The organism is Cytobacillus sp. GQ23 (assembly GCF_059758675.1).
On sequence record NZ_JCAXER010000017.1, the window covers coordinates 55,847 to 81,419 of the forward strand.

Annotated in this window: 28 protein-coding genes; 8 read left to right on the plus strand and 20 right to left on the minus strand. The window is 44.0% G+C overall.

Annotation, left to right across the window (positions count from 1 at the left end):
- Window positions 1-8: 8 nt before the first annotated feature.
- A complete protein-coding gene (locus AC6CHU_RS15320) occupies window positions 9-1,316 on the minus strand; it encodes a uracil/xanthine transporter (protein WP_159862159.1) in 1,308 nt (435 codons plus the stop codon).
- Window positions 1,317-1,592: 276 nt separating this feature from the next.
- Between AC6CHU_RS15320 and AC6CHU_RS15325 the strand changes: the two genes are divergently transcribed.
- Complete coding sequence (locus AC6CHU_RS15325) at window positions 1,593-2,114, plus strand: hypothetical protein (protein ID WP_251284554.1); 522 nt, start codon at window positions 1,593-1,595, stop codon at window positions 2,112-2,114.
- A 96-nt stretch (window positions 2,115-2,210) separates the two neighbouring features.
- On the opposite strand, the gene AC6CHU_RS15330 is transcribed toward AC6CHU_RS15325, so the two are convergent.
- Window positions 2,211-3,437: a DUF819 family protein gene (locus tag AC6CHU_RS15330; RefSeq protein ID WP_159862161.1), complete on the minus strand. Its 1,227-nt coding sequence runs from the start codon at window positions 3,435-3,437 to the stop codon at window positions 2,211-2,213.
- A 204-nt stretch (window positions 3,438-3,641) separates the two neighbouring features.
- Here AC6CHU_RS15330 and AC6CHU_RS15335 point away from each other — a divergent pair, with 204 nt between their 5' ends.
- Together AC6CHU_RS15335 and AC6CHU_RS15340 are read left to right on the plus strand one after the other, a co-directional pair.
- Complete coding sequence (locus AC6CHU_RS15335) at window positions 3,642-4,331, plus strand: ABC transporter ATP-binding protein (protein WP_159862162.1); 690 nt, start codon at window positions 3,642-3,644, stop codon at window positions 4,329-4,331.
- Window positions 4,328-5,665, plus strand: coding sequence for an ABC transporter permease (locus tag AC6CHU_RS15340; RefSeq protein ID WP_159862163.1), 1,338 nt, complete (start codon window positions 4,328-4,330; stop codon window positions 5,663-5,665). Before AC6CHU_RS15335 ends, AC6CHU_RS15340 begins: the two co-directional genes overlap by 4 nt.
- Before the next feature lie 38 nt (window positions 5,666-5,703).
- On the opposite strand, the gene AC6CHU_RS15345 is transcribed toward AC6CHU_RS15340, so the two are convergent.
- From AC6CHU_RS15345 to AC6CHU_RS15360, 4 genes are all read right to left on the minus strand, one after another.
- Entirely contained in the window at window positions 5,704-6,156 is a 453-nt protein-coding gene (locus AC6CHU_RS15345; protein WP_159862164.1) for an SRPBCC family protein, read from the minus strand.
- Window positions 6,153-6,497 (minus strand): MerR family transcriptional regulator, encoded by a 345-nt coding sequence (locus AC6CHU_RS15350; protein ID WP_159862165.1) that lies wholly within the window; start codon window positions 6,495-6,497, stop codon window positions 6,153-6,155. The genes AC6CHU_RS15345 and AC6CHU_RS15350 overlap by 4 nt, the downstream gene beginning before the upstream one ends.
- Window positions 6,498-6,666: 169 nt before the next feature.
- Complete coding sequence (locus tag AC6CHU_RS15355; RefSeq protein WP_159862166.1) at window positions 6,667-7,599, minus strand: iron-hydroxamate ABC transporter substrate-binding protein; 933 nt, start codon at window positions 7,597-7,599, stop codon at window positions 6,667-6,669.
- A gap of 258 nt (window positions 7,600-7,857) precedes the next feature.
- The gene (locus AC6CHU_RS15360) at window positions 7,858-8,589 is read right to left on the minus strand and encodes a DUF1836 domain-containing protein (protein WP_159862167.1); all 732 of its coding nucleotides are present in this window, start codon (window positions 8,587-8,589) and stop codon (window positions 7,858-7,860) included.
- A gap of 177 nt (window positions 8,590-8,766) precedes the next feature.
- Here AC6CHU_RS15360 and htpX point away from each other — a divergent pair, with 177 nt between their 5' ends.
- Window positions 8,767-9,648 carry a protease HtpX gene (gene htpX / locus AC6CHU_RS15365; protein ID WP_159862168.1) on the plus strand — a complete coding sequence of 294 codons (882 nt, stop codon included), beginning with the start codon at window positions 8,767-8,769 and terminating at the stop codon, window positions 9,646-9,648.
- 251 nt (window positions 9,649-9,899) lie between these two features.
- The gene (locus AC6CHU_RS15370; protein ID WP_159862169.1) at window positions 9,900-10,133 is read left to right on the plus strand and encodes a DUF378 domain-containing protein; all 234 of its coding nucleotides are present in this window, start codon (window positions 9,900-9,902) and stop codon (window positions 10,131-10,133) included.
- Between the two features lie 37 nt (window positions 10,134-10,170).
- Here the strand turns inward: AC6CHU_RS15370 and AC6CHU_RS15375 are convergent, their stop codons facing one another.
- The 6 genes from AC6CHU_RS15375 to kynU all read right to left on the minus strand — a co-directional run bounded on the left by AC6CHU_RS15375 (window position 10,171) and on the right by kynU (window position 16,735).
- The gene (locus tag AC6CHU_RS15375) at window positions 10,171-10,758 is read right to left on the minus strand and encodes a class I SAM-dependent methyltransferase (protein WP_159862170.1); all 588 of its coding nucleotides are present in this window, start codon (window positions 10,756-10,758) and stop codon (window positions 10,171-10,173) included.
- Window positions 10,759-10,823: 65 nt separating this feature from the next.
- Entirely contained in the window at window positions 10,824-11,663 is an 840-nt protein-coding gene (locus AC6CHU_RS15380) for an STAS domain-containing protein (RefSeq protein WP_159862436.1), read from the minus strand.
- Between the two features lie 203 nt (window positions 11,664-11,866).
- Window positions 11,867-13,210: a sodium-dependent transporter gene (locus AC6CHU_RS15385; RefSeq protein ID WP_159862171.1), complete on the minus strand. Its 1,344-nt coding sequence runs from the start codon at window positions 13,208-13,210 to the stop codon at window positions 11,867-11,869.
- 555 nt (window positions 13,211-13,765) lie between these two features.
- Window positions 13,766-14,620 carry a tryptophan 2,3-dioxygenase gene (kynA, locus tag AC6CHU_RS15390; RefSeq protein WP_201306450.1) on the minus strand — a complete coding sequence of 285 codons (855 nt, stop codon included), beginning with the start codon at window positions 14,618-14,620 and terminating at the stop codon, window positions 13,766-13,768.
- Window positions 14,621-14,840: 220 nt separating this feature from the next.
- Window positions 14,841-15,470, minus strand: coding sequence for an arylformamidase (kynB, locus tag AC6CHU_RS15395; RefSeq protein WP_159862172.1), 630 nt, complete (start codon window positions 15,468-15,470; stop codon window positions 14,841-14,843).
- Window positions 15,467-16,735 (minus strand): kynureninase, encoded by a 1,269-nt coding sequence (gene kynU / locus AC6CHU_RS15400; protein WP_251284548.1) that lies wholly within the window; start codon window positions 16,733-16,735, stop codon window positions 15,467-15,469. Before kynU ends, kynB begins: the two co-directional genes overlap by 4 nt.
- A gap of 113 nt (window positions 16,736-16,848) precedes the next feature.
- On the opposite strand from kynU, the gene AC6CHU_RS15405 reads away from it, so the two are divergent.
- Entirely contained in the window at window positions 16,849-17,466 is a 618-nt protein-coding gene (locus AC6CHU_RS15405; protein WP_159862174.1) for a TetR/AcrR family transcriptional regulator, read from the plus strand.
- Between the two features lie 87 nt (window positions 17,467-17,553).
- Here the strand turns inward: AC6CHU_RS15405 and AC6CHU_RS15410 are convergent, their stop codons facing one another.
- The 4 genes from AC6CHU_RS15410 to AC6CHU_RS15425 all read right to left on the minus strand — a co-directional run bounded on the left by AC6CHU_RS15410 (window position 17,554) and on the right by AC6CHU_RS15425 (window position 21,072).
- Window positions 17,554-18,345, minus strand: coding sequence for an aminoglycoside phosphotransferase family protein (locus AC6CHU_RS15410; protein WP_159862175.1), 792 nt, complete (start codon window positions 18,343-18,345; stop codon window positions 17,554-17,556).
- 430 nt (window positions 18,346-18,775) lie between these two features.
- A complete protein-coding gene (locus AC6CHU_RS15415) occupies window positions 18,776-19,897 on the minus strand; it encodes an NADH-dependent flavin oxidoreductase (protein WP_251284547.1) in 1,122 nt (373 codons plus the stop codon).
- Window positions 19,898-20,067: 170 nt separating this feature from the next.
- Entirely contained in the window at window positions 20,068-20,514 is a 447-nt protein-coding gene (locus AC6CHU_RS15420) for a GreA/GreB family elongation factor (protein ID WP_159862177.1), read from the minus strand.
- 180 nt (window positions 20,515-20,694) lie between these two features.
- Window positions 20,695-21,072, minus strand: coding sequence for a VOC family protein (locus tag AC6CHU_RS15425; RefSeq protein WP_159862178.1), 378 nt, complete (start codon window positions 21,070-21,072; stop codon window positions 20,695-20,697).
- Between the two features lie 293 nt (window positions 21,073-21,365).
- Here AC6CHU_RS15425 and AC6CHU_RS15430 point away from each other — a divergent pair, with 293 nt between their 5' ends.
- Window positions 21,366-21,515, plus strand: a complete 150-nt coding sequence (locus AC6CHU_RS15430) for a hypothetical protein (RefSeq protein WP_159862179.1) — start codon at window positions 21,366-21,368, stop codon at window positions 21,513-21,515.
- Window positions 21,516-21,552: 37 nt separating this feature from the next.
- On the opposite strand, the gene norA is transcribed toward AC6CHU_RS15430, so the two are convergent.
- Entirely contained in the window at window positions 21,553-22,740 is a 1,188-nt protein-coding gene (norA, locus tag AC6CHU_RS15435; RefSeq protein WP_251284546.1) for a multidrug efflux MFS transporter NorA, read from the minus strand.
- Between the two features lie 98 nt (window positions 22,741-22,838).
- Between norA and AC6CHU_RS15440 the strand changes: the two genes are divergently transcribed.
- Window positions 22,839-23,666, plus strand: coding sequence for a MerR family transcriptional regulator (locus AC6CHU_RS15440; RefSeq protein ID WP_159862180.1), 828 nt, complete (start codon window positions 22,839-22,841; stop codon window positions 23,664-23,666).
- Between the two features lie 75 nt (window positions 23,667-23,741).
- On the opposite strand, the gene AC6CHU_RS15445 is transcribed toward AC6CHU_RS15440, so the two are convergent.
- The 3 genes from AC6CHU_RS15445 to AC6CHU_RS15455 all read right to left on the minus strand — a co-directional run bounded on the left by AC6CHU_RS15445 (window position 23,742) and on the right by AC6CHU_RS15455 (window position 25,564).
- Window positions 23,742-23,942: a cold-shock protein gene (locus tag AC6CHU_RS15445; protein ID WP_159862181.1), complete on the minus strand. Its 201-nt coding sequence runs from the start codon at window positions 23,940-23,942 to the stop codon at window positions 23,742-23,744.
- Window positions 23,943-24,135: 193 nt separating this feature from the next.
- The gene (locus tag AC6CHU_RS15450) at window positions 24,136-24,573 is read right to left on the minus strand and encodes a GtrA family protein (RefSeq protein WP_159862182.1); all 438 of its coding nucleotides are present in this window, start codon (window positions 24,571-24,573) and stop codon (window positions 24,136-24,138) included.
- The gene (locus AC6CHU_RS15455; protein WP_159862183.1) at window positions 24,527-25,564 is read right to left on the minus strand and encodes a glycosyltransferase family 2 protein; all 1,038 of its coding nucleotides are present in this window, start codon (window positions 25,562-25,564) and stop codon (window positions 24,527-24,529) included. Before AC6CHU_RS15455 ends, AC6CHU_RS15450 begins: the two co-directional genes overlap by 47 nt.
- Window positions 25,565-25,573: the final 9 nt, after the last annotated feature.

Below are 25,573 nucleotides of genomic sequence, written 5' to 3' on the forward strand. Positions count from 1 at the left end.
GGATTTTTCTAGTTATTCTTCAATTCCAGCTGTTCGAGCGCAGACCAGTTCACCATTTTTTCCAAAAGAATGGAGAGTAGGACACCCATGAGGAGCCCGTTTGAGACAAATGGCTGAATTAATACAGGCAATCCCGAAAATACCTCAGTCGGTGTATTCATCAGGCTGATGCCAATCAGGACAGGTGCGGCTAAACGGAAGATGGTGTCTGAGTTGAATACTTTTCCGCTTAAGCTGTTGAATGCAGTCCCGAATAGCTGAAGATACGCGACAAACAGGACGGCGTTTCCGACTGTTACCGGCATGCCCGCCAGCCATGATCCCAGATGCGGAACCAGACCAATGACTGACAGCAGCGCCCCGCCTATGAAAAAGGGTGTTTTCATTAATATTCGCGTGCTTTGGAGGAAGCCAATCGATGAGGTGAATGGCGTATACGGTACAAGGCCAAACCCGCTTCCGATCACCGTGAAAACTGAGGTGATAAAAATCGAGCTGCGGTACTCACGCTTGCCGGATTCTTTTTTAAATAACCGGTCACCAGAACTGATCGATGCGACGGTGTTGCTCAGATTCATCAAACAGGCAAAGAAGGCTACTGCCACAATTCCGATTTCCAGGTTAGGCTGTCCCAGCGGAAAGAGTGTAAAGCTCATACCTCCGGATGCCATCTCCTGTACCGCTTCGTCGGGAAAAAGGAAATTATAGCCGATCCAGCCTGCCAGCAACCCTATTAAGATGGAAAAATTGCCGATGAGGGCGTTCCCTTTTAATTTTAGTAAACTCACAAAAATAACGAGGGCAAAGGAATATAGCGTGATCGGCACATCAATGGTGCCCTGCTCGCTGACCTTCATCATTCCCTTAAAAAATATGAAAATCAGCTGGAAGGTTAATAGAAACAAATAAACGGACATCACCATTGGGCTGAAAATTGATTTCAGCAGTGAAATGCCGTTGAATGCTGCGAGAATCAGCGTGACAGCCGAAGCGAGCAGCACACCTGTTGCTATTCCGCCCCCGATTTCTGAATAGCTCATGCCAAGGGACGATGCCGACAGTCCAAGGTTAAGGATGACTCCCCACAGCAGGCCGGAATGGCCTTCCATGAGCGGGTAGCGATGCCCTTTCCATCCTTGAAAAATGGTCGCTAATCCCGTGAAGATAAGCGAGGCTCTCAGCATCAGCGCAATCGTTTCACCAGGAAGCCCGAAGACGGTTCCCACTGAAATTGGGATCATCACAGTATTTGCAAAAATAAAAAATAGCCATTGAACAGAAGAAAATATTGTTACGGTACCAAACCGTTTATCCAAGGTATCAACACCGCTCTCTATTATTTCGTTGCTCTAAAAATAAACCAGCTATTATTATAGTACAAATCGTGAAAAATTTCTTTGGATTTTTCTTGAAGACGGGACGAAACTTATAAAAGAGGAGCAGGAGCCACCGATCCATCAAAAAAAGTGCTAGGTAAATAGGCTGCAGGCCGGCATTCTTTTTAACAAAAGATAGTTATTAGTACGGACAAACTAATCCCTGTTTAAATATAATATCCTGTAAAAATTGTGTGGGAATGGATGTGAAAATGTATGTATCCAAGGAAAAAGAATGACGCTAATCCAAATGTACTGACTCCCAGCGAACTTCATTCTATTAATTCCTGGATATCCATCATGAAAAAATGGGAAAATAGAACGAATTCTGCTAAGGTCAATATGGCAAGAAGAACATTGCGGTTACGATATCGATTTCTGGGACATGGATATACCAGAATTGTCTTTGATATGGGGAACAATTATGTGTTAAAAGTGGCTATTTCCGATCTTGGCCTTAAGAGTAATAAAACTGAATTTGAAATTTTCACCAATAGTCCGCCTGACATAAAAAAACACCTTTGCCCTGTCCTGCAATATGGACATGGCTGGATTATTATGAAAAAAATCTCTGCTAAAATACCTGCTAATAAACAGTTTGATAATCAAATACTGCAGCTGCAAAATAAATTCATAAGCCACGGAATTATACCGAATGACTTTAAGAAGGCAAATTTGGCATTATCCAAAAAGCAGACCCTTACAGTTATTGATTATGGCAGTTTTATTCAGAAGTAATCCTCTTTTCAAATCTTGCTTCAATATCCCTTCCTCCCCATTCCCGATATTTCATTGTAAAAACCCGCAATAAATATTGCGGGCAAGCTTCATTTTTTACATAAACCCGGAAAACCACAGTCCAAGCGCGGTTCCAACATAGTTGCCAATGATATAGCCCAGCGTTCCTACAACGAGTATCGGTCCGATCAGGTCCTTCCAGCCCTTCGCAATGGCCATGGCCGCTGCGGTGGTTGGACCGCCAACATTCGCATTGCTGGCCAACAGGATTTCTTCGAGGTCATATTTTAATAGTTTGCCTGCAGCCAGAGATACGCACAGATTTACAACGACAATGATGAACACAAACACCAGCAGCAGCGGGGCATTTTCAATAATCAGCGGGATTGATGCCGGGATGCCGATCACGACAAAGAACAGGTATATCAGGAATGTGCCGATTTCCTGACTTCCGTTAATAGACTCGAAGTATTTTGGGAACATGGCCAGAGCAAGAAACGTCATGGTCGTCAGCATCAAATACTTATCTCCAAACAGACCATTTACGAGATTGGTAAAAAAAGAAACACCTTCTCCCGTTGGAATAGCTGTGTCCAGGAACTCAGCTATTTTAAAAGAAACAATCACCAGCAAAAAGGCTGTTCCCACGGATAACGCGATATCCTTTAAGGAAATGTCCTTTCTCTTCCAGAAGCTTTCCGCCAGTGTCTTCCCCTCTTCTCTTAAATTTCCGCTTTCCACCTGATCTGCATGTGGTGTTTTGAACCGGCGCCGAAAAAAACCAATCGCCGGTATCAGCATCAAAACGACGAAGTAAATGGCCATCATTAAATTATCGGCGACCACTGCTGCAGAAACCATTTCTCCAGGCGCTTCAAATTTGGCCGCCATGGCAGCGAAGTTAACTCCGCCTCCAATATAGGATGCGCTTAGCATCGCCCCCAATTTATCGAGTACTGGTATATGATCTTTCAGCAGGAAAAAGCTGATGATCACGCCTGCGGCAGTTCCAATGGAGCTGATCAGAAAGATAATCAGGAGCCTTCCGCTTTCTTGCCAGATTCTTTTGATCTTCACATGAAAAAGAAGCAATGGGATCGCAAGCGGAATGATAAATGTCCAGACTGCATCATAAACCGGCGATGCTGTCGGAATAATGCCCGTATTAGAAAGAATGATGGCACCAATCAGTGCAACAATCGCCCCTGAAATTTTTGCTGCTAAAGCGTAACGCTGCTCCAGAAAAATGCTTACCGAGGCCCACACCACAATAATTCCCCATAGCGTGACATAATCATCGGCTTTAATAAGTGTCTGCTCCAATAGCAATTCCTCCCCTTTTTCAGTTTCACTACTATTATAGTAGCCTACCTCTTTCTGAATTCAAAATATTCAAATCTTTCGGAGTGGTTTCGACAAAATTCGGGTGGTGCCTGTCACCAAAAATTTCTTTTTATTTTTTTGAAGCCGAAAGGGGTGTTTCGTACGTCTAGATGGCAGAGACTTTTTTAGAAGGAAGGTTATGGTGTGATAGAAGTTAGAGATTTGAGCCATGCGTTTGAGATTGGCAAGAAGGAGAAGAAGTCGGTTATTCCTGTATTGGAGGGTGTTTCTTTTTCAGTGGAGAAAGGCGAGATTGTCACGATTGTGGGCAGGAGCGGTTCCGGGAAGTCGACGCTTTTGAATATCATCAGCGGCTTTATTAAGCCGAAGCAAGGAGAGGTCTGGATACAGGGTGAAAAGGTCAGTGATTATAGCGAAGGTAAATTTTCTGATTTCCGCCTTAAGAATCTCGGATTCATTTTCCAGAGCTTTCAGTTGATTCCGAGTATGACGGCTTACCAGAATGTCGAGCTCCCTCTCATTCTCAAAGGGATGACAGAAAAGGATAGACAGCAGAAAACCGAAGAGACGTTAAAGCGTGTAGGACTAAGCGAATATAAGGATCATTATCCAAGTGAGCTTTCCGGCGGACAGCAGCAGCGTGTCAGCATCGCCCGGGCGCTCGTTGTCAATCCTCCTCTCATTCTTGCAGATGAACCGACAGGCAGCCTGGACAGCGAAACAGAAAGCGAACTGCTGCAGTTTATTCAAGAGCTGAATCGTGATCTGGGTATTACGTTTCTGATAATTACTCATGACGAAAAAGTAGCAGCCATCGGCCATAAGACAATTGAAATCACAGATGGAAGGGTTATGGAGGGTGTATTGGCATGAAATTGAAAGATCAATTCCGATTTGTAAGACAAAATATGAAAAAGAATAAAACCAGGCTGTTTATGACGATTTTAGCTACAGCCATTGGATGTACCTTCCTCATTGTACTGGCATCCGTCGGCTTCGGCCTGCATAAATCAATCATTCAGGATGTAATGGAAGACAGCCTTGTGACGGAAATTCAAGTTCACGGCAAGGAAGAGGGCGAAGGAAATTATCAGGGCATCCAAGATAAAGATATTCAGTATTTCAAAGAAATAACCGGGGTAAAAGCAGTCACCCGCAGGCAATCCCTGCAGCAAACCCCGACTTTTAAAACTGGGGAATATACTGTTCAAACAGAAACCGTTTCGGCTTATTTTCCCGAAGAAGTGAAGGCCGGGTTTGAGCTGTCTGAAGGAAGGCTGCCAGAGAAAGAGAATGAAGTGGTAGTGGGCTCCTCCTTTGCAGACAATCTGGCAAAGGAACCGAAAGAAGGAGAAAATGCCTTTAATGAGGATGGCTCCATAAAAGAAGAATACGCCTACAAGGGTGAGTTAGTAGGAAAGAAGCTTGAAATGGAAGTTATTAAAACGGAGGATGGCAAAGAAGTCAAAAAGTCCATTCCCCTGACCATAACCGGGGTGACGAAAAAGCCTTCTAAAGAATGGCTGCAGATCCAAACAGTCTTCATTTCCGAAGATATCTTTAAAGAAGTGGAAACGTTCACCGGCACACCTGCCGGCAATCCGGAGCAAATGGAAGAGGCTCCCGTGGATACTGGAAGAACATACGATAGAGTGAGCCTTTACGCTAAAAATGTAGAAGCTGTTACAGGCATTAATGAAACATTGAAAGACGGCAATTATATGGTTTATTCCATCGTGAACGAGATGAAGCAAATCAATATGGTGTTTACGATTCTAAAAATTGGCCTGCTCTTCATCGGAACGATCGCTTTGATCATTGCCTCCATCGGTATTTATAATACGATGACGATGGCTGTTACGGAGCGCGCCCCCGATATCGGCATTATGAAAGCAATCGGTGCCCATCCGAAAACGATTAAACGGATTTTTGTCCTTGAAAGCAGCTATATCGGTCTGCTTGGCGCCCTGTTTGGCACCATTGTCGCTTATGGAATCAGCTATGCAGTCAACCTGGCCCTGCCGCTCGTGCTGGAACGAGTATTTGAAGAAGCCCCGCCTGAGGGCCTCATGCTTTCCTATATTCCATGGTCCCTTACGCTGATCAGTGTAGCGATTTGCCTGACCGTCACCATCTTCTCCGGCTGGCGTCCGGCCAAGCGTGCAACACAGGTGGATGTGCTAAAGGCAATGAGACGGGAAGTCTAATAGAAAAAACATCGCTGGCATTAGCCGGCGATGTTTTTTTATAGTTTGAATGCTTCTTCGCGAACCTTCTGCAGAAATTCTTCAACCACCTTCAGATTGTTTTTATCGCCGCCAAGCTTCAGCATGGCCCTTCCGACGAAGTTAACGCCTTTATTTTCCCCTTCATAAATAAATCTGGTTTGGGATTCATCGATTTTGATCAGAGTAAAGCCGAGGGTGATGGCAAAGGCTTTTCCTAATACAAAATGGATCCGCTTATGCTTTTTATCCTCTGTATCCTCATAGGCCAGTGTTTCGACAATGTAAGTCTCAAGGCGCTTGCCTTCTCTATAGGTTTGCCTGTGCTTAGCACCTGCTTCATTTTCCTTTTTTTCAATCAGGGTGTGCTCTTCAACCTTGGGCATAATTTTCTTTATGTGCCGGTCGGAAAACAGGCTCCACACCTTTTCTATATTCCTGTCAATCATGATTTCTTCCTTCCATTGAATCACGCTTCCTCCTCCTTTCCTGATTCCAAAAAAGCATCAATTTCCGCCATTTGTCCTTCGAGCTCCTCCATTTGCATCTCAATCAGCTTTCTTTTTTGCAGCAGCAAAGCTTCCAGGTTCGCAAATGATTCATCCTCCATCACTGAAATCATTTCCTGAATAGTGAAGCCTAATCCTCTCAGCTTTCGTAAAAGGATAGCCAAAAAATAGCTGCCGTCATCGTAATACCGGTAATGATTATGGGGGTCAATAAAAGCGGGCTCCAGAAGCTTCACTTCTGCGTAATATCGCAATGTTTCCTTCGTTAATCCGGTCATTTCCGCAAACTCGCTAATCTTGTACATCGCTTCCTCCCATTTATCTTAAACTGTGTGGTGCACCACAAGGTCAATGCTTTTTGATATATTATTTTGTTTTATGTATAACACAATGCAAGCCAGATAAAAAGGGACAGAAAAAGCCTCAAGCGGCCTATTGCGCTGAGGCTTATTTGGATTAATCTATTTGGCTCTCTTATTTTTTAAGTTTCGTTAATTCATCTACGATAAATTCCATTTGATTTTCAAGGGAAATGGCATCGTTAAACCAGAAAGATTCGGAATCAAATTCGATCACCCTGTTGTTTTGAACAGCAGGTATTTCCTTCCATACGCTTGTATCCATGAAGGAACCCTTCCCTGTTTCATCTCCTATTCCAACAAACATAATGTCACCGGCATACTCTGGGATCAGCTCAGTCGATATGGATTTATAGCCAGGCCCAAACACATCCTTTTCTACCTTTTCCGGTGCCTTCATTCCTAGGGCCTGATAAATAATTTCCGTTCCCCGTCCCCAATTCTTTCCGTAAATATATGTTTCTTTTCCCATTGTTTCGAGCACGGTTACAGTTACATCCTCACCTAAGGCGGCCTTTACTTTTTCCTTTTCTTCTTTCGCGTTTTCAGTCCATTCTTCAACCCATTTTTCTGCTTCTTTTTCTTTTCCGACAATTTTTCCAATTTCAACATGCTGCTGTAAATAATCGTACTCTGTATTTGTCAGGGCAACAGTTGGGGCGATTTCTGAGTATTTCTTTAAATTCTTATCAGATGAAAAAGCAATGATTAAATCAGGCTCTAATTCTATTAGCTTCTCGATGGATCCTTCCGCAACAACCTCTGTATTCTCCAGTTTATCACCGAAAAATTTATTTCCTTTTACCCATTCATTCACCGCTACAGGGGTGATTCCAAGCTTCAATACATTCCCCGCATAAATATGTGCCAATACCGCCACTCTTTTAGGCTTGGCAGGAACCTCGACATCCCCGTTCTCTCCATGGTATGTCCTTGTGCCGGAGTCATCGATTGAGCCTGATTTTTTTGCTGAGCCTTCTCCGCAGGCAGATAACATACAAGCGAACAACAGTGTGATGGCAATTACTATAACCTTCGTACTTTTCATTGTTTTTCATCTCCATTCATTTTCTATCAAATAGCATATGTAAATGATTATCATTATCAATAAGAATAATATACATCACCTAGTTTATCAATATCATTCTGGATAACATATCTTATTTTTGATCAGAATTCGACTTCCTCTAATTAAAAACATCAGACGTTAAGGCCCCCTTCCGTTCACTTCTGCAAGCTGATGCTTCAGCTGCCACGCAATAAAACATGAGGATAAAAAAGCATCGCCCTCCAGTGGCGATGCTTTTTACCCATTTAAAAATAAGGTAGCCGTTACATATTTCTTTGTCAGTGACTTGTAGTAGGCCGATAAAACGGTGAGGGATGCCGTGACAAGAATATTCGAGACGATGTCTTTCTGCTGATCCGTAAAATCCTGAAAGCCAGCCAATGCCTGCAATGCTTCTTGTTTGATGCATGTCTCTATGCCATCATGCATGCTTTCGCCTAATATATTATGATGATGGGTTTTTTCAAAAATAGACGCGTATGCAGCATAAAATGGGATCGGCTCAATTAAATCGTCAGAGCGGTCTTCCAGATCATTAAAAAGGAGAGTCAGTATTTTCCGGATTGAATCAAAATCAAGCGTTGCCTTCAGATCCTCCACGATGAACAGCATCGCTGCCTGGTCGACTGAATATTTTTTGCCGAGGTGCGGACTTCCAATCAGGTCCTTCACATCCCGCTTCACCCAATTCTGAACTGCAGTCGAAGATAAATGAGTGAATTCAATCTGGTTGCCCATTGCAACAATTTCGTTGATGGAAAAGCCGAGTTTCTTCAAATCTGCCCGCAGCAATTTTTCAAATATGGCCGGCATTTTCGTATCCAGAAAAGCCTCTGTTGATATTCCCTTTTTGGCATGGGCGGCTGTCCATGCCTGCTGAAGGATTTGTTTGGGCGAAAGCTCCCCTTCCCCCTTCAGCGATAGAAGGAAATCAGCCATACTTTTCCTTGATAGCTGGAATAATTCCAAGGTAATCATCCCCTGCGTTCTCTATTCAATGCTTTCATCCTAATCTTTTCAATGATGACAGTCAATGTCTATTTCCGTTTCGCCTAGTTATGGCTTGCCATTTTCATAGAAAAATTATATCATATAGTCAGATAACAAGTTCATATGAACTCGAAAATAGATAGGATGGGTGAGAAAATGGGAAAACGTATTTTTTACTTTTTATTGACAAACGTGCTTGTTCTATTAACGATCAGTATTATTTTCTCGCTGATTGGCGGAGGTAATTACATCAATGCCGAGGGCGGCATTGATTTTGGCGCATTGCTTGTTGTCAGTGCAGTGATTGGTTTTACGGGCTCCTTCATTTCTCTGTGGATGTCCCGCTGGATGGCCAAGAAAATGATGAATGTCCAGGTGCTGGATCCGAATGGCTCCCTTTCAGGTGCTGAACGCGAAATCGTAGAGAAAGTTCACCGCCTTTCAAGAGCGGCAGGCTTAACACATATGCCGGAAGTTGGAATCTACCACTCTCCTGAAGTGAACGCTTTTGCGACAGGTCCTTCGAAAAAACGCTCGCTTGTGGCCGTTTCAACAGGATTGCTCCAGGAAATGGACGACGATGCCATTGAAGGTGTCATCGCCCATGAGGTGGCACACATTGCAAACGGAGACATGGTCACCATGACCCTTCTTCAGGGTGTAGTCAACACATTCGTGGTCTTCCTTGCTCGAATTGCAGCATGGGTGGCATCCCGCTTTGTAAAAGAAGAAATGGCACCAATTGTACACTTTATAGCTGTCATCGTGTTCCAGATCGCTTTCTCAATTCTTGGAAGCCTTGTGGTCTTCGCCTACTCCCGCCACCGCGAATTTCATGCGGACCGCGGAGGCGCTGATCTTGCCGGCAAAGACAAGATGACACATGCCCTGCAGATGCTGAAGGCTTACTCCAGCCGCATTCAGGGTGAAGAACAGACAGCCATTTCCACTTTGAAAATTAATAACAGAAGAAAAGCTTCCTTATTCTCGACACATCCTGACTTAGATGAGCGTATTAGACGTTTGAGTGCGAAATAAGAAACTGTTGAAAGAAAAAAGCTATCCTTTTGCGGGATAGCTTTTCCTCATTTTAGTGATTGTTTTCCTCAAAATGGAGGGGTGTTTCCTAATTAGCTGAATCCTTTCCTGCAATAAAATGTTCATTTCCCCAATTTCACTTTTTATTTCTCCAACTCTCTGAAATTTGTTTGCCCCCTCCAATACCGGGGTAACTCCCTAATATATAGCGAGCACGCTGTATGATTACTCATTGTAAGGAGGATAAAAAGATGAACGGTTTCCAGCGTATTGCACTTGTTTTAACCATTATTGGAGCTATTAATTGGGGTCTGATCGGATTTTTTCAATTTGATTTAGTTGCCAGCTTATTCGGGGGACAGGATGCAGTGTTATCAAGAATTGTCTATGGATTAGTGGGAATTGCGGGATTGATCAATTTGGGTCTCCTCTTTAAACCAAACCGGGAATATGAAAGAGAACCTGAATCAAGGCCAGTACGATAAAAGAAATTCCCCCAGCTTTTAGGCAGCGGGGGAATTTTCAATCAAACGTTTGATTGAAACGATAAACCAGGAAACGCTCGTTTTCATTCCCCTCAAGTCTCTCCTCTTTGATCAGCTCAAAGGGAGTGCTGTTTTCCAGATAAAACAGATAATCTTCTGAAGGGTAGTAGAGAATAATATCCATTTTGCGCAGTTTTTCTTCGGCAGAGCGGAGTATGTTGTTGACGACTTTAATAAAAATCTGCACAGAAAACGGATTGAAAAAGTAAAAATGGGTGTCCTGCGGAGTGATATCATACTCCTGAGCCAGCATGCAGTGAAAGCTGATACCTGCTTTTTCCCCTTTGTATGTCCGGTGATTTATCATTGCCTCACGGTAAAAGTCATCACTCATTTCCACACCAGCAGCGGATGCACCAAAGGTATGGTGAATATAAAACGGCAGCCGGCCCTTGCCGCAGCCAAAGTCCACGAGGCGATCACTGCTTTTCAGCGTATATTCACTGAACAGTTTTTCCAGGCCCTCATAAGGAGTAGGTTCGTAGCGGTGGTAGTGAAGGGATTTGGGAAACCCTTTTTGGTCGCCATGTGTATGGATATTCAGCCATTCATCAAAGTCTTTCATAGCAGGCTCCTTAAAAAAATGCCGGCCGCGTTCCGATGAAGACAGCGACAGGCATTTTATATGTACTATTGTTTAGGTTCAATAACTAAATACTCCCGTAAAGTCTGCTGCAAAGTCCCTTTTGTTTCTGCCTGATCCTGGAACATTACACCAGCATGCACCATTTTTCGGACCAGTTCTGCTCGAAGACCTGTGATGACTGCCTCGCAGCCCATCATTTTTATACCGCTTAAAATCTTTTTGAAATGAACGATGACATCCACTTCCATGTCGGCAATTCCGGAAAGGTCCATGATTAAAGTCTGGATTTTAATGGATGCAATATCCATCAGAACCTTTTCTTCAATCGTCTGAATCCGGTATGAATCAATCATGCCAATCAGCGGCAGTACAGCGACAGACGTGCTGACCGGAATAATTGGCACGGATAAATGCTCTACCAGTTTGCGCTGGGATTTGAGCATTTCATCTTTATAATCAGAATAGCTGATAAAGAAATTATTTAAAAATTGGTCCACATAATCATTGACCACTTTTTCCATATGATAAAAGTCTTCCGATACTTTGTCCTGCTTTTTAATTTTGTCATATTGGTACAGAAAGTGCCACATTGTCCGTCTGATCGCCTGCACCCATTCCAGTTTTAAAAAAAGCGTCAGGGAGTGCTCAGCCCAGGCAACGCCTTCCTGTCTGGCAAAAGCAATCAGCTCTTCCTCTTTATCTTCAGCAACATATAAAGCCAATCTTTCTGCATTTTTTAAAAGATCAATATTCCCTCTTTGCAGAATTTCATTGATCTTAGAAGCTACATTTACAGCCTCTGACAATAATTTGTGCTGAAAGTGGTCTCGATTCGCAACAATAAAGCCCGCCATATCGCTTGTTTCTTTGTAGGTTGCTTCCATATCAATCATACGCCCCCTCGTGTTATATATTATACAATTCGTTTAAGTCGAAGAAAATCCTTCTCTTGAATTTGGTATTATAGATTACATCTTCATTTAGGCAGAATCCTACAATTTTATACCCTTTTAGTTTTATCCATAAACCATAAATTTAAATTTTTTTATTAAAAAGTAAAAAAAAAAAGCGTCGGATTGACGCCTCTTTAAATAATTCCTAGTGTGCTCAGGAACACAACCCCAATTGTAACCGGAACAACCACTTTCATCAGGATGCTCCACGCTGTGTACATAGCTGGTGAAATGTCGCTTCCGAGCAGAAATTCTTCTTTTATTAGCCCTTTATCCATTCTAAACGAAATAAAAAGGGCAATCAGCAGGCAGCCCAGCGGAAGCAGGATATTGCTGACAAGATAGTCGGTGGCATCAAAAATATTTTTCCCGAAGACCGTGAAGTCTCCAAACAGGCTGAACGACAGGGCAGCAGGAATACCGGCTGCAAACATGATTATGCCGGAGATCCAGGAGGTTTTTTTCCGTGAATGCTTACCGTTCTCGATGAAGGCTGAGACGATGATTTCCAGCATGCTGAACGATGATGTCAGAGTGGCAAATAAGAAAAGCAGCAGGAAGATCGCCAGGAACAGTTCACCCAAGGGGATCTGTGAAAAGACAGCCGGCAGGACCATGAACAGCAGCCCCGGGCCTTCCGTCGGTTCAAAACCGAATGCAAAGACTACCGGGAAAATCGCTAGCCCAGCCAGGACCGAGATGATGATGTTCATGATAACAACAGATCCGGCTGACGATGGAATGCTGACTTTCTTATCCAGGTATGAGCTGTACGTGACCATGCAGGAAAAACCGACGGCTAACGCAAAGAATGATTGTCCTAATGCATAAAGTGCCGAATCACCTGTGATCTTACTAAAGTCCGGGTTCAGGAAAAACTTGACCCCTTCCATTGCTCCATCAAGCGTTAAAGCACGTATGACAAGCACGATAAAAAAGATAAATAATAGCGGCATCATGTATTTGCTTGCAGCTTCAATCCCGTTTTGGATTCCAAATGTAATCACGACAATGTTAATAAGCAGAAACGCAGCCAGTCCCATGAGTGTCCAGCTTGGTGTAGATGTGATCATGCCAAAAAGTTCCGGATAGGCTGCACCTGGCTTGATGATTTGGCCGCCGATTGAGAGAACTGTGTAAATTAGCACCCAGCCCCCAACAACCGAGTAAAAGCTCAGCAGCAGGAAGCAGCCGATTACCCCTAGTTTCCCGGTAAACGTCCACAGGCTGTTTGGCGCCAGTTTATAATAGGCCGATACGGCTTCCTTCTGTGCACCACGCCCGATAATAAATTCGGAAATGAGCATGGGCAGCCCTACCAGAATCGTAAATACGATAAACATCAGCAAAAAGGCGCCCCCGCCGCTGTTTCCGGCTACGTATGGGAATTTCCATATGGCCCCCAGGCCGATCGCCGCACCGGCCGAGGACATAATAAAGCCGAATTTAGATGACCATTGCTCTCGTTTTGTACTCATCGTTTCCCCCCTGTTGTTATATTTTTAGGTGGTCCAGACTCTAGCTGCAGGTTTCTTGTTGTTTGAGTCCGAAGTTGGACCTGGTTCGGACTCTGACTCCTGTTTTTTCGCTGGTTGTGTCCGAAGTTGATCTTGGTTCGGACTCTGACTTCCGTTTTTACTCTGGTTGTGTCCGAAGTTGGTCTTGGTTCGGACTCTAACCTCCGTTTTTACGCTGGTTGTGTCCGAAGTTGACTCGGGTTCGGACTCTGACTTCCGTTTTTACGCTGGTTGTGTCCGAAGTTGACTCGGGCTCGGACTCTAACCTCCGTTTTTACGCTGGTTGTGTCCGAAGTTGGTCTTGGTTCGGACTCTGACTTCCGTTTTTACTCTGGTTGTGTCCGAAGTTGGTCTTGGTTCGGACTCTAACCTCCGTTTTTACGCTGGTTGTGTCCAAAGTTGGTCTTGGTTCGGACTCTGACTTCCGTTTTTAAGCTGGTTGTGTCCGAAGTTGACTCGGGCTCGGACTCTATCTCCCGGTTTCTTGCCTGATGAGTCCGAAGTTCCCCCAATAGCTTACAGCTCTGTACGGATATCCCAGAGTTCAGGGAAGAAGCGCTGATCCAGTACTTTTTTCAGATAGCCGACACCTGATGAGCCGCCTGTGCCCATTTTGAAGCCAATGATTCTTTCGACCGTTTTCATATGGCGGAAGCGCCACTGCTGAAGCCAGTCTTCGATATCCACTAATTTTTCAGCTAACTCGTATAACTCCCAATACTTTTCAGGATTTTTATACACAGTCATCCAGGCTGCACGGACGGATTCATTTTCCTTGTACGTCCTGGTTACATCTCTGTTCAAAATGTCATCATCAATTGACAAGCCGGCTTTGTGAAGCGCGCGGATGGCCACATCATAAAGGCCCGGTTTTTCAAAGGCTTCTGTTAACCTTGCATGAAGCTCCGGATCTTTTTGATAGATTTTTAGAACATGCTCAGTTTTATACCCTAACGCAAATTCTACCATACGATACTGGTAGGATTGAAAGCCAGATGCCTGACCAAGTGAATCACGGAACTCCATATATTCGGAAGGAGTCAGAGTGGAAAGTACATCCCATGCCTGAATAATCTGCGATTGCGTCTTCGAAACGCGTGACAATCTCTTCTGTGCTGTGGATAAATCATTGTTTTCGATCGATTCGATGGCTGCGCCCATTTCATGAAGAATCAGCTTCATCCACAGCTCGCTCACCTGGTGGATGACGATGAACAGCATTTCATCATGATGGCCGGAAAGCCTGTTTTGCGCGGATAAAATTTTATCAAGCTGAAGATATTCTCCGTAAGTCATGTTATTGGTAAAGTCTGTATGGATGCTCTTTTCAGAGGTTGTTGCGTTTACGTCCTGGTTTTTCTCGTTGATCATTTGAGTTCCTCCTTGGAATTGCTTCTTGTCGTTCTCGATTCGGCCTTGTTGTAATGTCTTGTATGTCAGGGACTGACCCGATTTCATTTAGCCGGTAAATCCCGCAGTTTGGCCGGATATTTATACGATATTGGCCGGTATTTCCTTCAAATCGGCCGATAAAGGTTATTTCTGATGGCTTCAAGGCAGAAAGTCAGCATTTTGCCGATAAATATCCCGCCTAAAGCGGGCGAATGACCGCCCGCACCGGGCTGCCGTCTCCATCTTTGATTGGAAGAGGCAAAGCAATCAGTTCATAATTTCCTTCATCTACGTCATCGAGCATGATGTTTTCCAGTATATGAACGCCATTGCGATATAAGGCATGGTGCGTCGCCATCTCTTTGCTGTCGAGCGCATCAACGGACGGCACATCGACTCCGAGCAGGCGGACTCCTTTCTCGCCAAGGTAGTCTGCCATATCCACGGTCAGTTCCGGAATACGCTTCGGAAACACTTCCGAATTATTCGGAACCGAAGTTTTGAGCAGGACACGTTCCACGCCTTCAAGGTCGAATCCTTTCAGAACTTCCGAATCGACTGTTTCAAAGGCAGATACATCAATTACATGCGCCGGCCCGATATACAGCTCGATGTCCAGATCCAGGATTTTTTCACCTTCATCATTAAAATGGAACGGTGCATCAACATGGGTGCCGGTATGCAGGCTGGTCGTAATCCGTCCGATATTGACAGAACCGGTTTGTTCTTTTGTATAAGCCGTTTCATAGCTGAACGGGGTGTCACCGGGCCAATGGGCAATGTCGCCGGTAAGAGGCTGTGAAATATCAATCCAGTTTCTTTTCGTCATGCGACAACTCCCCTCTTATTTTCAAATTGTTTATATTTCTCCTCTTCCATGATTCCTTTTAAAATTTGAACCGTTTTCCAAACATCCTCAAACGTGTTGTATAGTGCAACCGGTGCCAGGCGGATTCCATTTGGCGCCCGGAAATCCGGGATGACTCCTTCAGCCTTCAGTGCCCTGCAGATCCTAGCTGCTTCCGAATGCTCCAGATAAATATGGCCGCCCCGCTTCTTTTCATCAAGCGGATTGCGCAGGACAAATCCGTGTCCATCAAGCTCCTGCTGAACCAGCTCAATCATATAGCCTGTCAGTTGCAGCGATTTTTCACGTATTCTTTCCATGCCAGCCTCATTAAACATGCTGAGCGATCCGATAATCGGCGCCATGCTGAAGATATTTGGCGTTCCAATCTGATAGGCACCCGCATCTTCAGCCGCCGTCAGCACATGCTCCATATCAAACTGCTTATCCTTGCGGGAACTGAACCAGCCGGCAAGTCCCGGGACCTTTCCGAAGTGGCGCTTGTTCACAAACAGCCCTCCCGTTGAACCCGGTCCGCCATTCAGATGCTTATAATTGCACCAGAACGCAAAATCCACATCCCACTCACTCAAAGCATGAGGGACAGATCCAACTGAATGGCATAGGTCAAAGCCTATCTCAATCCCGCGCTTATGCGCCTCGGCAGTCAGATACTCCATATCCAGCACCTGGCCGCTCCGGTACAACACACCCGGCAGGACAATCAGCGCGATTTCATCCGTCATCGCTGCGACAATATCTTCCTCTTTCAATGTATGTCCATCCGCGCTTTTCACCCGGACAAGATGCTCTCCAGGATCATAGCCCTTCAGCTTCACCTGGCTTTGCAGCGCATAAATATCACTTGGAAAATTAAGCTCATCTGCCAGTATCTTTGTTCTTTTTCCTTCCGGCTTATAAAATGTAGAGACAAGCTGGTGAAGATTAACAGTAGTGGAACCGCTTACAATTACTTCCTCCGGGTTTGCCCCTACGATTGGCCCCATTTCTTTACCCAGTTTTTCAGATAGGTAGAACCAGGGATTGTCCCCTTCTGTCCAGCCGTCAATGGCATGATGCTTCCAGGATTCCAGCAGGTCGAGCAGTGATTTCTCTGCCCGTTTGGACAGCAGCCCAAGTGAATTGCCATCCATGTAAATTCCATCTTCCTTTATATAAAACTCTTCCCGATAGGACAGGTCATTTTGTTCATCCAGTTTGACAGCATACTCCTTTGTTATATCCATAAACTCCCAACCTTTCAGAATATTAATTATTTACGAAAATTATATTGTTTGATTGACACTATGTCAATGATATAATGTCAGTAAGATCAGATAACATATAAAGGATGAAAGTGATGAAAAAAACCGTAGGTCAAATGCCGGCAAGGCAGCAGAAGGCCATGAGAACACGCCAGAAACTTCTCCGAGCCGGAAAAGAGGTTTTTCTCGAAAATGGCTTTCAAAAAGCGACCATCTCCCAAGTGATCAAAAAAGCAAACACAGGCTACGGTACGGCGTATGTCTATTTTAAAAATAAAGACGAGCTTTTCATTACATTAATGGAAGACCACATGAACCAGTTTTACGAAGTGGCAGAGATGCCCTTTAAGCCACAGTCCAAAGAAGAAGCCTATGAGAATATTAAAAAGCAGGTGAGGCTGTTCCTGCAGCTCGCTTTGGAGGAGCGGGACATGATGAAGGCCGTAAAAGAGGCAATCGGCATCTCCCCTGTGATAGAGGAAAAATGGTATGCAATCCGTGAACGCTTCATCGAACGGATTTCCCTTGACATCCGCTACGCCCAGTCCCAAAAGCTTACCAAGGAGGACCTTGACCCGGCCCTCACCGCGAGAGGCTGGTTCTATTCGAATGAAATGTTCATGTGGGAGCTGGTTCTGAACAAGGAAAAGTATAAGATGGATGATGTGATTGTGAACCTTACGAGGATGTATACAGGCGGATTGTACAAATAAAAATGCCCAAAAGGTGCCTCCCCCTCAGGAAAGGCACCTTTTTTCAAATTCGCAGCCCTTCCGAACTGTTCGGAAGGGGCTTGAGATTTAAATCCACTCTTTTCCACGATGACGAATGAAATCAATATCTTTTTGATAGTGTTCATAGTGACCTTCATCAATCATTTTTTGAAAAGCAGGGTCACCTTCGCCGGCTTTTCTTTTCATGTACTGACATAATCCTTCTAACCGGAGCAATACCATCTCCAAATAGTCTTCTTCCATATTCTCCATACCATAGGAGTCCAAAAACAATTTAACTCGCTTTCTTGTGCGGCTGGCATCAAGGGATGGATTATAATGAATGGCTTCTCCTGCTTCATTATGATAATGCCTGCTTAATGGAACGCAGGTGTAAAGAGCATACGCAATGTCCCAGAGTCTTGGTCCTGGTGCCGCAAGGTCAAAATCGATAATGCCTGCCGACTTTTCCTGTCTAAAAATAATATTGTAAATGGCAAAATCGTTGTGGCAGACAACCTCATGGCTATCTGGAGTATTGTCTATTGGCATCCATTCACCAGATATCGGAAAGTCGCTCACAGCATCATGATATTGACGGAGCATCTTCGCTATTTCTATTAAAACATCATTGGACCACATGAATTCTTTTAAAGGGTAATTGCCTGCTTCTCCTTCTATAAACGATAAGATTTCTCTGCCTTTCTCATCTATCCCCAGAAACTTTGGCGCATTGCTGAATCCTTTGCTTTCCAAATGCTTTAATACACGGTGGATTCTGGGACTGTCTGGCTTTAATTCACGCCGGACAGTATCTCCCGATCGATAGACGCGAGAGACATTCCCTCCTGCCAGCAGCTCTTCGTTTTGATTCTTCATTAAAATTCCCCCAGTTCAGGGATTCGGCAGCTGTGTCAATAAAGATGTATTTTTACCCAAAAATAAAAGCAGATCTGCAAAAGGCGTCTGCTTGGCAATGGGAAATTAATTGTCCACACCATATATCCCTTGAATGATTTCAGATAGACAAATAAACGCATCCTTAGAAATCAAGGATCGCCGCCTGTCTCTATCCAATTAATGAATCAGTTCAAGTTAATCCACATGTGTAAAATAGATTCCCCTTTCTTTACATCTCTATTATGATATTATCATAACATTCTAACTTTTCAATAATTCTATTATCTCAAGACCGTACTCGATTCCCTCTTCTCATGGCTAATAAATTCCTCAATAAACTCCCGGTATTATGACAATAAGGACTGCCCTATGCACGGGGCAGTCCTCTTTTAATACTTCCGCAAAGTATTTAATCTACAACCGGAAACCAGCCCGGAGTGTTCACAATGGCCTGCCAGAGCGGATCCGGGATAACCAGTTTTTCCTGATCCTTTTTAGATAGGGTGACAGCAATTTCGGATTCTTTTCCTTCCTGCACCTTTTGCACCCAATCCGGCTCCATAATCAGCTCCCGTCCAAGGGCAACCATGGCTACTCCTGCTTCCAGTGCTTTAGCGGCTTCATCAGGAGTATGGATTGATCCAACTCCGATTAGCGGTACACGGTTATTGATCGTTTCTAATAAATGCTCAATCCTTGTTTTGGATTCGTCGGCTCCGCGTCTTGGCTTGGACCAGAAATCCATCAGGGAGACATGAAGGTAGTCAAGCCCTTTATCTGATAGCACATCGACCAAATGAAGTGTATCATCCATAGTGATTCCCGGAGTGGTCGGTTCCTCTGGAGAAAAACGGTATCCGACAATGAATGGCTCTTTCGCATGCTCTTGCACCGTTTTTTGAACTTCTTCTACCACAGCAAGAGGGAACGCCATGCGCTTTTCCAGACTGCCTCCAAATCGATCCTCACGGCGATTGGAATGCGGTGAAAAGAACTGCTGAATTAAGTAGCCGTTAGCGCCATGGATTTCAACGCCATCAAAGCCTGCCTCGATGGCCCGGCGGGTAGTCTCGCCAAAAGCGGCAATGATATCCTCCACTTCTTTTTCCGTCAGTTCCCTTGGCGTATGGCTGCTTCCTTCAGATGCAACCGCACTGGCGCTGACTGTTTCCCCATTTGGCACCAGCTCCGGCGGACACTCCCTGCCTCCGTGAAAAATCTGCAGAACAGCTTTGGCCCCCTGCTCTTTAATACTTGCAGCCAGTCTCGAAAGACTTGGAATCATTCCATCATGATCCCCGCCAAATTCACCGTGAAACCCTTTTCCGTTCGCGGTCACATTGGTGCATGCGGTAATGACCATACCGACCCCTTTTGAGCGCCGTATGTAATAATCGATCTCGGCATCTGACACCGTCCCATCAGGATGGGAGGAGAAATTAGTCATCGGGGCCAGGACCACCCTGTTTTTTAGTTCCATTTTATTTTTTAACTGCAAAGATTCTACTAGCGGTTTATAACTTGTATTCATCTGCGTCACTCCTTTTTCATTCACACCTAGTTTGGTTAATGTTTACACAAATTAAACGGGCATGAAACCTACTGTAATGGTATAAGTTACAGTTTAGGAAGTCAATTATTGAATTCACAAAAGGAACAGAGGGACAGTTACCTGCCCCTCTGCTTTCTCTTCCTGGTTGTTCAGCCAGTTCCCTGGTCCCAGGATATATTTTCAATAACCACATCCAGCTTGCCGCTTGGGATCGTGAGTGATGTTTTTTCACCCAGATTTTTTAGCAGAAGCTGCCTGCCAACCGGAGATAAAAACGAGATACAGCCATTATCAGGGTCTGACTCTTCCGGGAGGCAAATGTGATAAACTTCCCGGTCATCCTCCCCGTCAAATAATACAGTTACCTTTGTGCCAATCAATACTTTCCGCAAAGGCTGTTCTGCCGGCGCCTGATTGCAAAGTTCAATGTATTGCTCTACTTCCCTTACATAAATACTGAGAAAATCCTTTCTCCTTTCCTTTAGAGGAGTGGAAGAAAGATAAAGGCCATTCAGCTCCTGATGATTTTCATCAATATAGGTCAGCTGTTTAATAAAGAATTCTTTTTCAGTGAGAGCCTCCAGACTATGGTTCATAATAGATAACCCCCCTGCTTGGATCAAACACTCTGCAAAACTTCATTTCTGTGATCATTCTCCCTGCACCATCCTTTTTTGAATATATAAAAAGCAGACCTTTCCCGTTTGCAAAGAAAGGTCTACTTTATATTACCAACATAGCATATAGACACCAGAAAAGCCAGCTAACTTAGGCAGTCATTGGCAAACCCCCAGAGGATTCCCATCAGGGTCAAAGAAGGTAAAAAATCTCGTGCTCCCTTCCCCGCCAATCGGGTTTACACTGACCCCTTTCTCAAGTAGCATTTTATGTGTTTCTTCAATATCCTCGGGAATGAAATTATAATATTTCCCCACGCCAAAATGATTTTCCGGAAACTTCATCGGCTGATGAGGACTGGTTCTCACAAGGCAGACGACCGTTTGAGCATGGTCTCCAATCCGCATGACAGCTGCCTCCTTTTCCATATAAATCAGCTGGAAACCCAGTATTTCTCTGTACCACCTTGCTGATTGCTCCGGGTTTTTTACCGGTATAAAGATTCCTTCCACCCCTTTCAGCAGCGGCTTGCTCATTAGAACTCCTCCTTTTCATCTGTACCATACTCCTGCCTGCCTGTCCCTTCCAGGATTTTGGCATCGCACTCAAACATTCGCACATCCGCCATTACAACCACTTCCTTTGCTATCTTATTACTTCTCCTATTTGTATTATTTTTCCTTTTTGTTCTGCATGAAAAAACGCTCCTGCTTTTGCAGGAGCGTTTAAGTTTGATTGACTCTTTTCTCATACAGCCGGTCTCGGAACTGGAAGGCTGAATACTTTCCCAAATTTTAAGCATTCTAATTGTGTATGGGAGGTGATGGATTTGCCGCGTCAAAACAATAAACCAGCGAACCAGAAAACAAATTCCGCTGCAGTAAACCGCCAAGGTTCAGGGTCAGCATATGAAAAAGAACGTGCCGGGAATATAGAAGGGTACGGTCAGCCCTACCCTGAAAATGGTGCTAAACAATAAGGGTGAGTTAGAGTGAATTGATCTTAATTCACTCTTTTTATATGGCCTTCATCACTTTTGATGGCTTCTCTGCAGGCTTTTTCCATGCAAAAGTTAAACCGGTTCCCGCTGCAGTAACGATAGCTGCGAAGTAGTATGGGTAGTTAATATCGATATCAAACAGCATACCCCCTATAATAGGTCCGCTGATGTTTGCGAGGCTTGTAAACATTGAATTCATTCCGCCGACGAAGCCCTGTTCATTTCCGGCAATATTGGAAAGATAGGTGGTGATAGCCGGACGGAATAAATCGAACCCTATAAATACAATGAAGGTTACAAGCAATATCGCAAAGTAAGAATGAACAACAGTCATTAAAAATACAAGCAGGCCGGATAATAGCAGGCTATAGCGGATCAGTCTGATTTCGCCCCATATGCGGGTCAGGCGGTCAAATAGCAGGACCTGGGATACTGCGCCCAAAATGGCTCCGCCCATGATGACAATAGCTATATCTGAAGGTTTAAACGAAAACTTGTGATCCACAAATAAACTAAAGAAGGATTCAAAAGCAGCAAGCCCAAATGAAGCAATAAAAATCAGGATAAAAGCAAAGAGATACTTTGGTTCCAGCAAGCGTCTGAAGCCGCTCTTTCCTTCTTCTTCGGCTCCTTTATTAGTTTCCTCATTGCGCTCAGGCTCTTTTAATAAAATCAGGGAAAGCACCGCTGCAAGTGCACCAAGTCCCCCTGCAAAGAAAAATGGCACACGTGTTCCAAACTCTGCTAAAAATCCGCCGATCCCCGGACCGATGATAAACCCAGTGCTGATAGCCGCTGACATATACCCAAGTGCCTTCGGTCGGGTCTCAGTTGTCGTAATATCGGCAATAAAGGCTGTTACGGCCGGCATAATAAACGCGGCACTAATCCCGCCTAAAATCCTCGAAACGAACAGAACCTCAATTTCTTGGCCGATCCCGAATAAGAATTCTGATAGGCCAAAAATAAACAGGCCGATGACGATCATGATTTTCCTGCCCCACTTATCGGCTGCTCTCCCTGCAATCGGGGATACAATTAGCTGGGCAAATGCGAATGCGGCTGTCAAATAGCCGACCGTGGTTCCTGTTATGCGCAATTCATTCATCAGCGTAGGCAGAACAGGAATGACCAGGCCGATTCCCAAAAAGGCAATAAATAAATTTGTCAATAATAGCCCCAATGTGATTTTTTGTGTTTTCATCTATATCATGCTCCTTACCAAACAGTCAAACTTGATTTATTTATACGATTTATCCTAGTCTATATAGTAACTATATAGTCAAGGGCAGTGAGGTAAAAATGAGTAAAAAAGATAGAAAATATGTAACAACAGGTGAATTTGCAAAGCTTTGCAAGGTTAACAAGCAGACCATTTTTTATTACGACCAGATTGGAATTTTGTCCCCGGTCATGAAAAATGAAAAAGGCTACCGCTATTATTCGATTCATCAATTAGAGCTGTTTTTTGTTATTGATTTGCTGAAGGATCTTGGCATGTCGCTTAATGATATCCAGCAATACATGCAAAATAAATCGCCTGAAAGCTTTTTATCCATCATGTACCGGAAAAAAGAGGAGATTATAAAGAAGCGTCAGGAAATCGAAATGAAGGAGAAATTGATTGAAGCCAAAATAAGCTTAATGGAAGAAGCCTCCCATCTTGATTTTAACCGTATTACATTTCAGCCTTTGCCGGAAGCAACCCTGTATTTAAGCAGAAACATTCAAAACATATCGGACGAAGAATTTGTAGAAGTCATCTCGGATTTTATTAATGAATTGCAGATCGCACAGCTGGATTCAGGTTATCCGATCGGGTCCATTACAAAGCGTGAGCAGGTGCTCAAGGGGGAATACGCCAATTACAGCTATTTGTATATCGAACAGCCGAATCCAAAGGAAGGCCATCCCTATTTTCGGGCCGTAAAAGGAGATTTCCTTATCGGCTATCATGTGGGAAGCGAAAAAACGATCGGCGAAGCGTATGAGCGGCTTTTTTTTGAAATGGAACGGCTTGGTTTAACCCTGGGAGAGCATGTATTTGAAGAGTACATTTATGATACGGTTGTCCATAATGATAAGGAGCAGTATGTGACGAAAATTATGATGGAGGTTGACGGGGTATAATATTGAACAGGGATTATCCGGACAAATAAAAAGCAGGCTCATAAAGAGCCTGCTTTGAGTTTGACTGGTTTAAGATTAAGCTTTGCGAACGTTAGCTGCTTGAGCTCCACGCTGGCCTTGCTCAACGTCGAAAGTCACTTCTTGACCTTCTTCTAGAGTTTTGTAGCCTTCGCCTTGGATAGCTGAGAAATGAACGAATACGTCTTCTCCACCTTCACGCTCGATGAATCCGAAACCTTTTTCACTGTTAAACCATTTTACTTTACCGTTTTCCATTTTTGTTGCCTCCTTGTGTGTAAACCACACATTGTGTTACTATCCTTGCTCTCAGTGATCATCAAGACGTAAAGTTTTTACTCAAACTATCCTTTACACCGAACAAAAATAATTCTTAATCATCATAACACTTTTCAGAATTATATGCAAGGAAACTTCAAAATTCAAAGCACATTCGCGCAAATCTGTTACACTATTTAGTAAAAACGAGGTATTTCTGCCCCATATAATTGGTTATCGTATAAATGCCTGCCCCCATAAGAACTGCAAGCTCTTCAGGCGATACTTCATAGCCGAAAAGCGTAAAGCTCTTTATAGCCTCTGCAGCCATGCCGCTTATGGAATAAGATAATATATAGCACAGAAATAAAATGAAAATGAAGCGCACAGCACTTCCTGGAATGCTGGTCCCGCTCCTGAAAGTGAACGTTCGGTTCAGTAAAAAGCTGATAACTGCACCTGTACTGTTTCCCAAAAATGTCGCGGTCCAATAAGACATTCCTGCTAAATCCAGGAGCATGAATATCATGGTTAACCCGACTAATGTATTGACTGTTCCAACGATCAAAAAGCGAATAAAGGTATTAGTTCGATTCAGATAATGTTCTAAAGTGAATATCCGCGTACTCATTATCAGTCTCTCCATCAGTCACCATATGCCTCGAAATAGGCAGATTAAAAGCATCTACTTCAATTGAGAACCTGGGTCTTCGTTTTGTCTCTTTATAGATTTTTCCAATATATTCTCCAATTAGGCCAATGGCTGTCAGCTGAAGCCCCCCCAGCATCCAAATCGAGATAATTAAAGATGTCCAGCCAGTTTCTGTTTCTCCAAAATAGCGCAGGCCCAGAAAGTAGAGGCCAAATAAAAAGCTGAGCAGAAAGGATCCGATTCCCAATGCCAATACCATCCGGATCGGCGTCACGGAAAAAGAGGTAATGCCCTCAAAGGAAAAGGCCAGCATTTTTTTCAGCGGATACTTCGTTTCCCCGGCAAGGCGTTCTTTGCGGTCATAGTAAACACTGGCTGTTTTAAAGCCCAGCAAGGGCACAATTCCGCGGAGGAACAGATTGGCCTCCTCATAGCGCTGCAGCTCCTCCAGAGCCCGCTTGCTCATCAGGCGGAAATCCGCATGATTATAGACAAGATCTACACCCATTTTCCTCATCAGCTTATAAAATCCCTGTGCCGTGCTTCTCTTAAAAAATGTATCACTGTCCCGCTTTCTTCTCACACCATAGACAATGTCAAAACCTTCACGGAACTTCAGGATAAACTCCCTGATCACGTCAATATCATCTTGAAGATCAGCATCAATGGACACTGTGCAATCCGAAACTTTCCCCGCTGCCGTCAATCCTGCAAGCAGCGCATTCTGATGTCCTGCATTCCTGGCAAGCTTCAGTCCGCGCACATGGGGATTATTCAGGCTATGTTTATAAATAATCTGCCAGGTCCGGTCCCTGCTGCCATCATCTACAAAAAGGATTTTGCTTTTTTCCGAAACCAGTTCATCATCCATCAGTTCTTCAATCAGCCCATTCAGCTGATTAATGGTATCCGGCAGTACCTCCTCTTCGTTATAGCAAGGAACTACGATGGTAAGTACCGGGTTGGTCATTCTCATTCC

Coding starts and splice junctions, on each gene's coding strand:
- AC6CHU_RS15420 (WP_159862177.1), bottom strand. CDS start 20,514: ATGAACCATAGTCTGGAGGCTCTCACTGAAAAAGAATTCTTTATTAAA.
- kynA (WP_201306450.1), bottom strand. CDS start 14,620: ATGATCAACGAGAAAAACCAGGACGTAAACGCAACAACCTCTGAAAAG.
- kynB (WP_159862172.1), bottom strand. CDS start 15,470: ATGACGAAAAGAAACTGGATTGATATTTCACAGCCTCTTACCGGCGAC.
- AC6CHU_RS15325 (WP_251284554.1), top strand. CDS start 1,593: ATGTATCCAAGGAAAAAGAATGACGCTAATCCAAATGTACTGACTCCC.
- AC6CHU_RS15440 (WP_159862180.1), top strand. CDS start 22,839: ATGAGTAAAAAAGATAGAAAATATGTAACAACAGGTGAATTTGCAAAG.
- norA (WP_251284546.1), bottom strand. CDS start 22,740: ATGAAAACACAAAAAATCACATTGGGGCTATTATTGACAAATTTATTT.
- AC6CHU_RS15410 (WP_159862175.1), bottom strand. CDS start 18,345: ATGAAGAATCAAAACGAAGAGCTGCTGGCAGGAGGGAATGTCTCTCGC.
- AC6CHU_RS15455 (WP_159862183.1), bottom strand. CDS start 25,564: ATGACCAACCCGGTACTTACCATCGTAGTTCCTTGCTATAACGAAGAG.
- AC6CHU_RS15415 (WP_251284547.1), bottom strand. CDS start 19,897: ATGAATACAAGTTATAAACCGCTAGTAGAATCTTTGCAGTTAAAAAAT.
- htpX (WP_159862168.1), top strand. CDS start 8,767: ATGGGAAAACGTATTTTTTACTTTTTATTGACAAACGTGCTTGTTCTA.
- AC6CHU_RS15370 (WP_159862169.1), top strand. CDS start 9,900: ATGAACGGTTTCCAGCGTATTGCACTTGTTTTAACCATTATTGGAGCT.
- AC6CHU_RS15450 (WP_159862182.1), bottom strand. CDS start 24,573: ATGAGTACGCGGATATTCACTTTAGAACATTATCTGAATCGAACTAAT.
- kynU (WP_251284548.1), bottom strand. CDS start 16,735: ATGGATATAACAAAGGAGTATGCTGTCAAACTGGATGAACAAAATGAC.
- AC6CHU_RS15350 (WP_159862165.1), bottom strand. CDS start 6,497: ATGTACAAGATTAGCGAGTTTGCGGAAATGACCGGATTAACGAAGGAA.
- AC6CHU_RS15385 (WP_159862171.1), bottom strand. CDS start 13,210: ATGAGTACAAAACGAGAGCAATGGTCATCTAAATTCGGCTTTATTATG.
- AC6CHU_RS15340 (WP_159862163.1), top strand. CDS start 4,328: ATGAAATTGAAAGATCAATTCCGATTTGTAAGACAAAATATGAAAAAG.
- AC6CHU_RS15445 (WP_159862181.1), bottom strand. CDS start 23,942: ATGGAAAACGGTAAAGTAAAATGGTTTAACAGTGAAAAAGGTTTCGGA.
- AC6CHU_RS15405 (WP_159862174.1), top strand. CDS start 16,849: ATGAAAAAAACCGTAGGTCAAATGCCGGCAAGGCAGCAGAAGGCCATG.
- AC6CHU_RS15355 (WP_159862166.1), bottom strand. CDS start 7,599: ATGAAAAGTACGAAGGTTATAGTAATTGCCATCACACTGTTGTTCGCT.
- AC6CHU_RS15375 (WP_159862170.1), bottom strand. CDS start 10,758: ATGAAAGACTTTGATGAATGGCTGAATATCCATACACATGGCGACCAA.
- AC6CHU_RS15425 (WP_159862178.1), bottom strand. CDS start 21,072: ATGAGCAAGCCGCTGCTGAAAGGGGTGGAAGGAATCTTTATACCGGTA.
- AC6CHU_RS15380 (WP_159862436.1), bottom strand. CDS start 11,663: ATGGAAGCAACCTACAAAGAAACAAGCGATATGGCGGGCTTTATTGTT.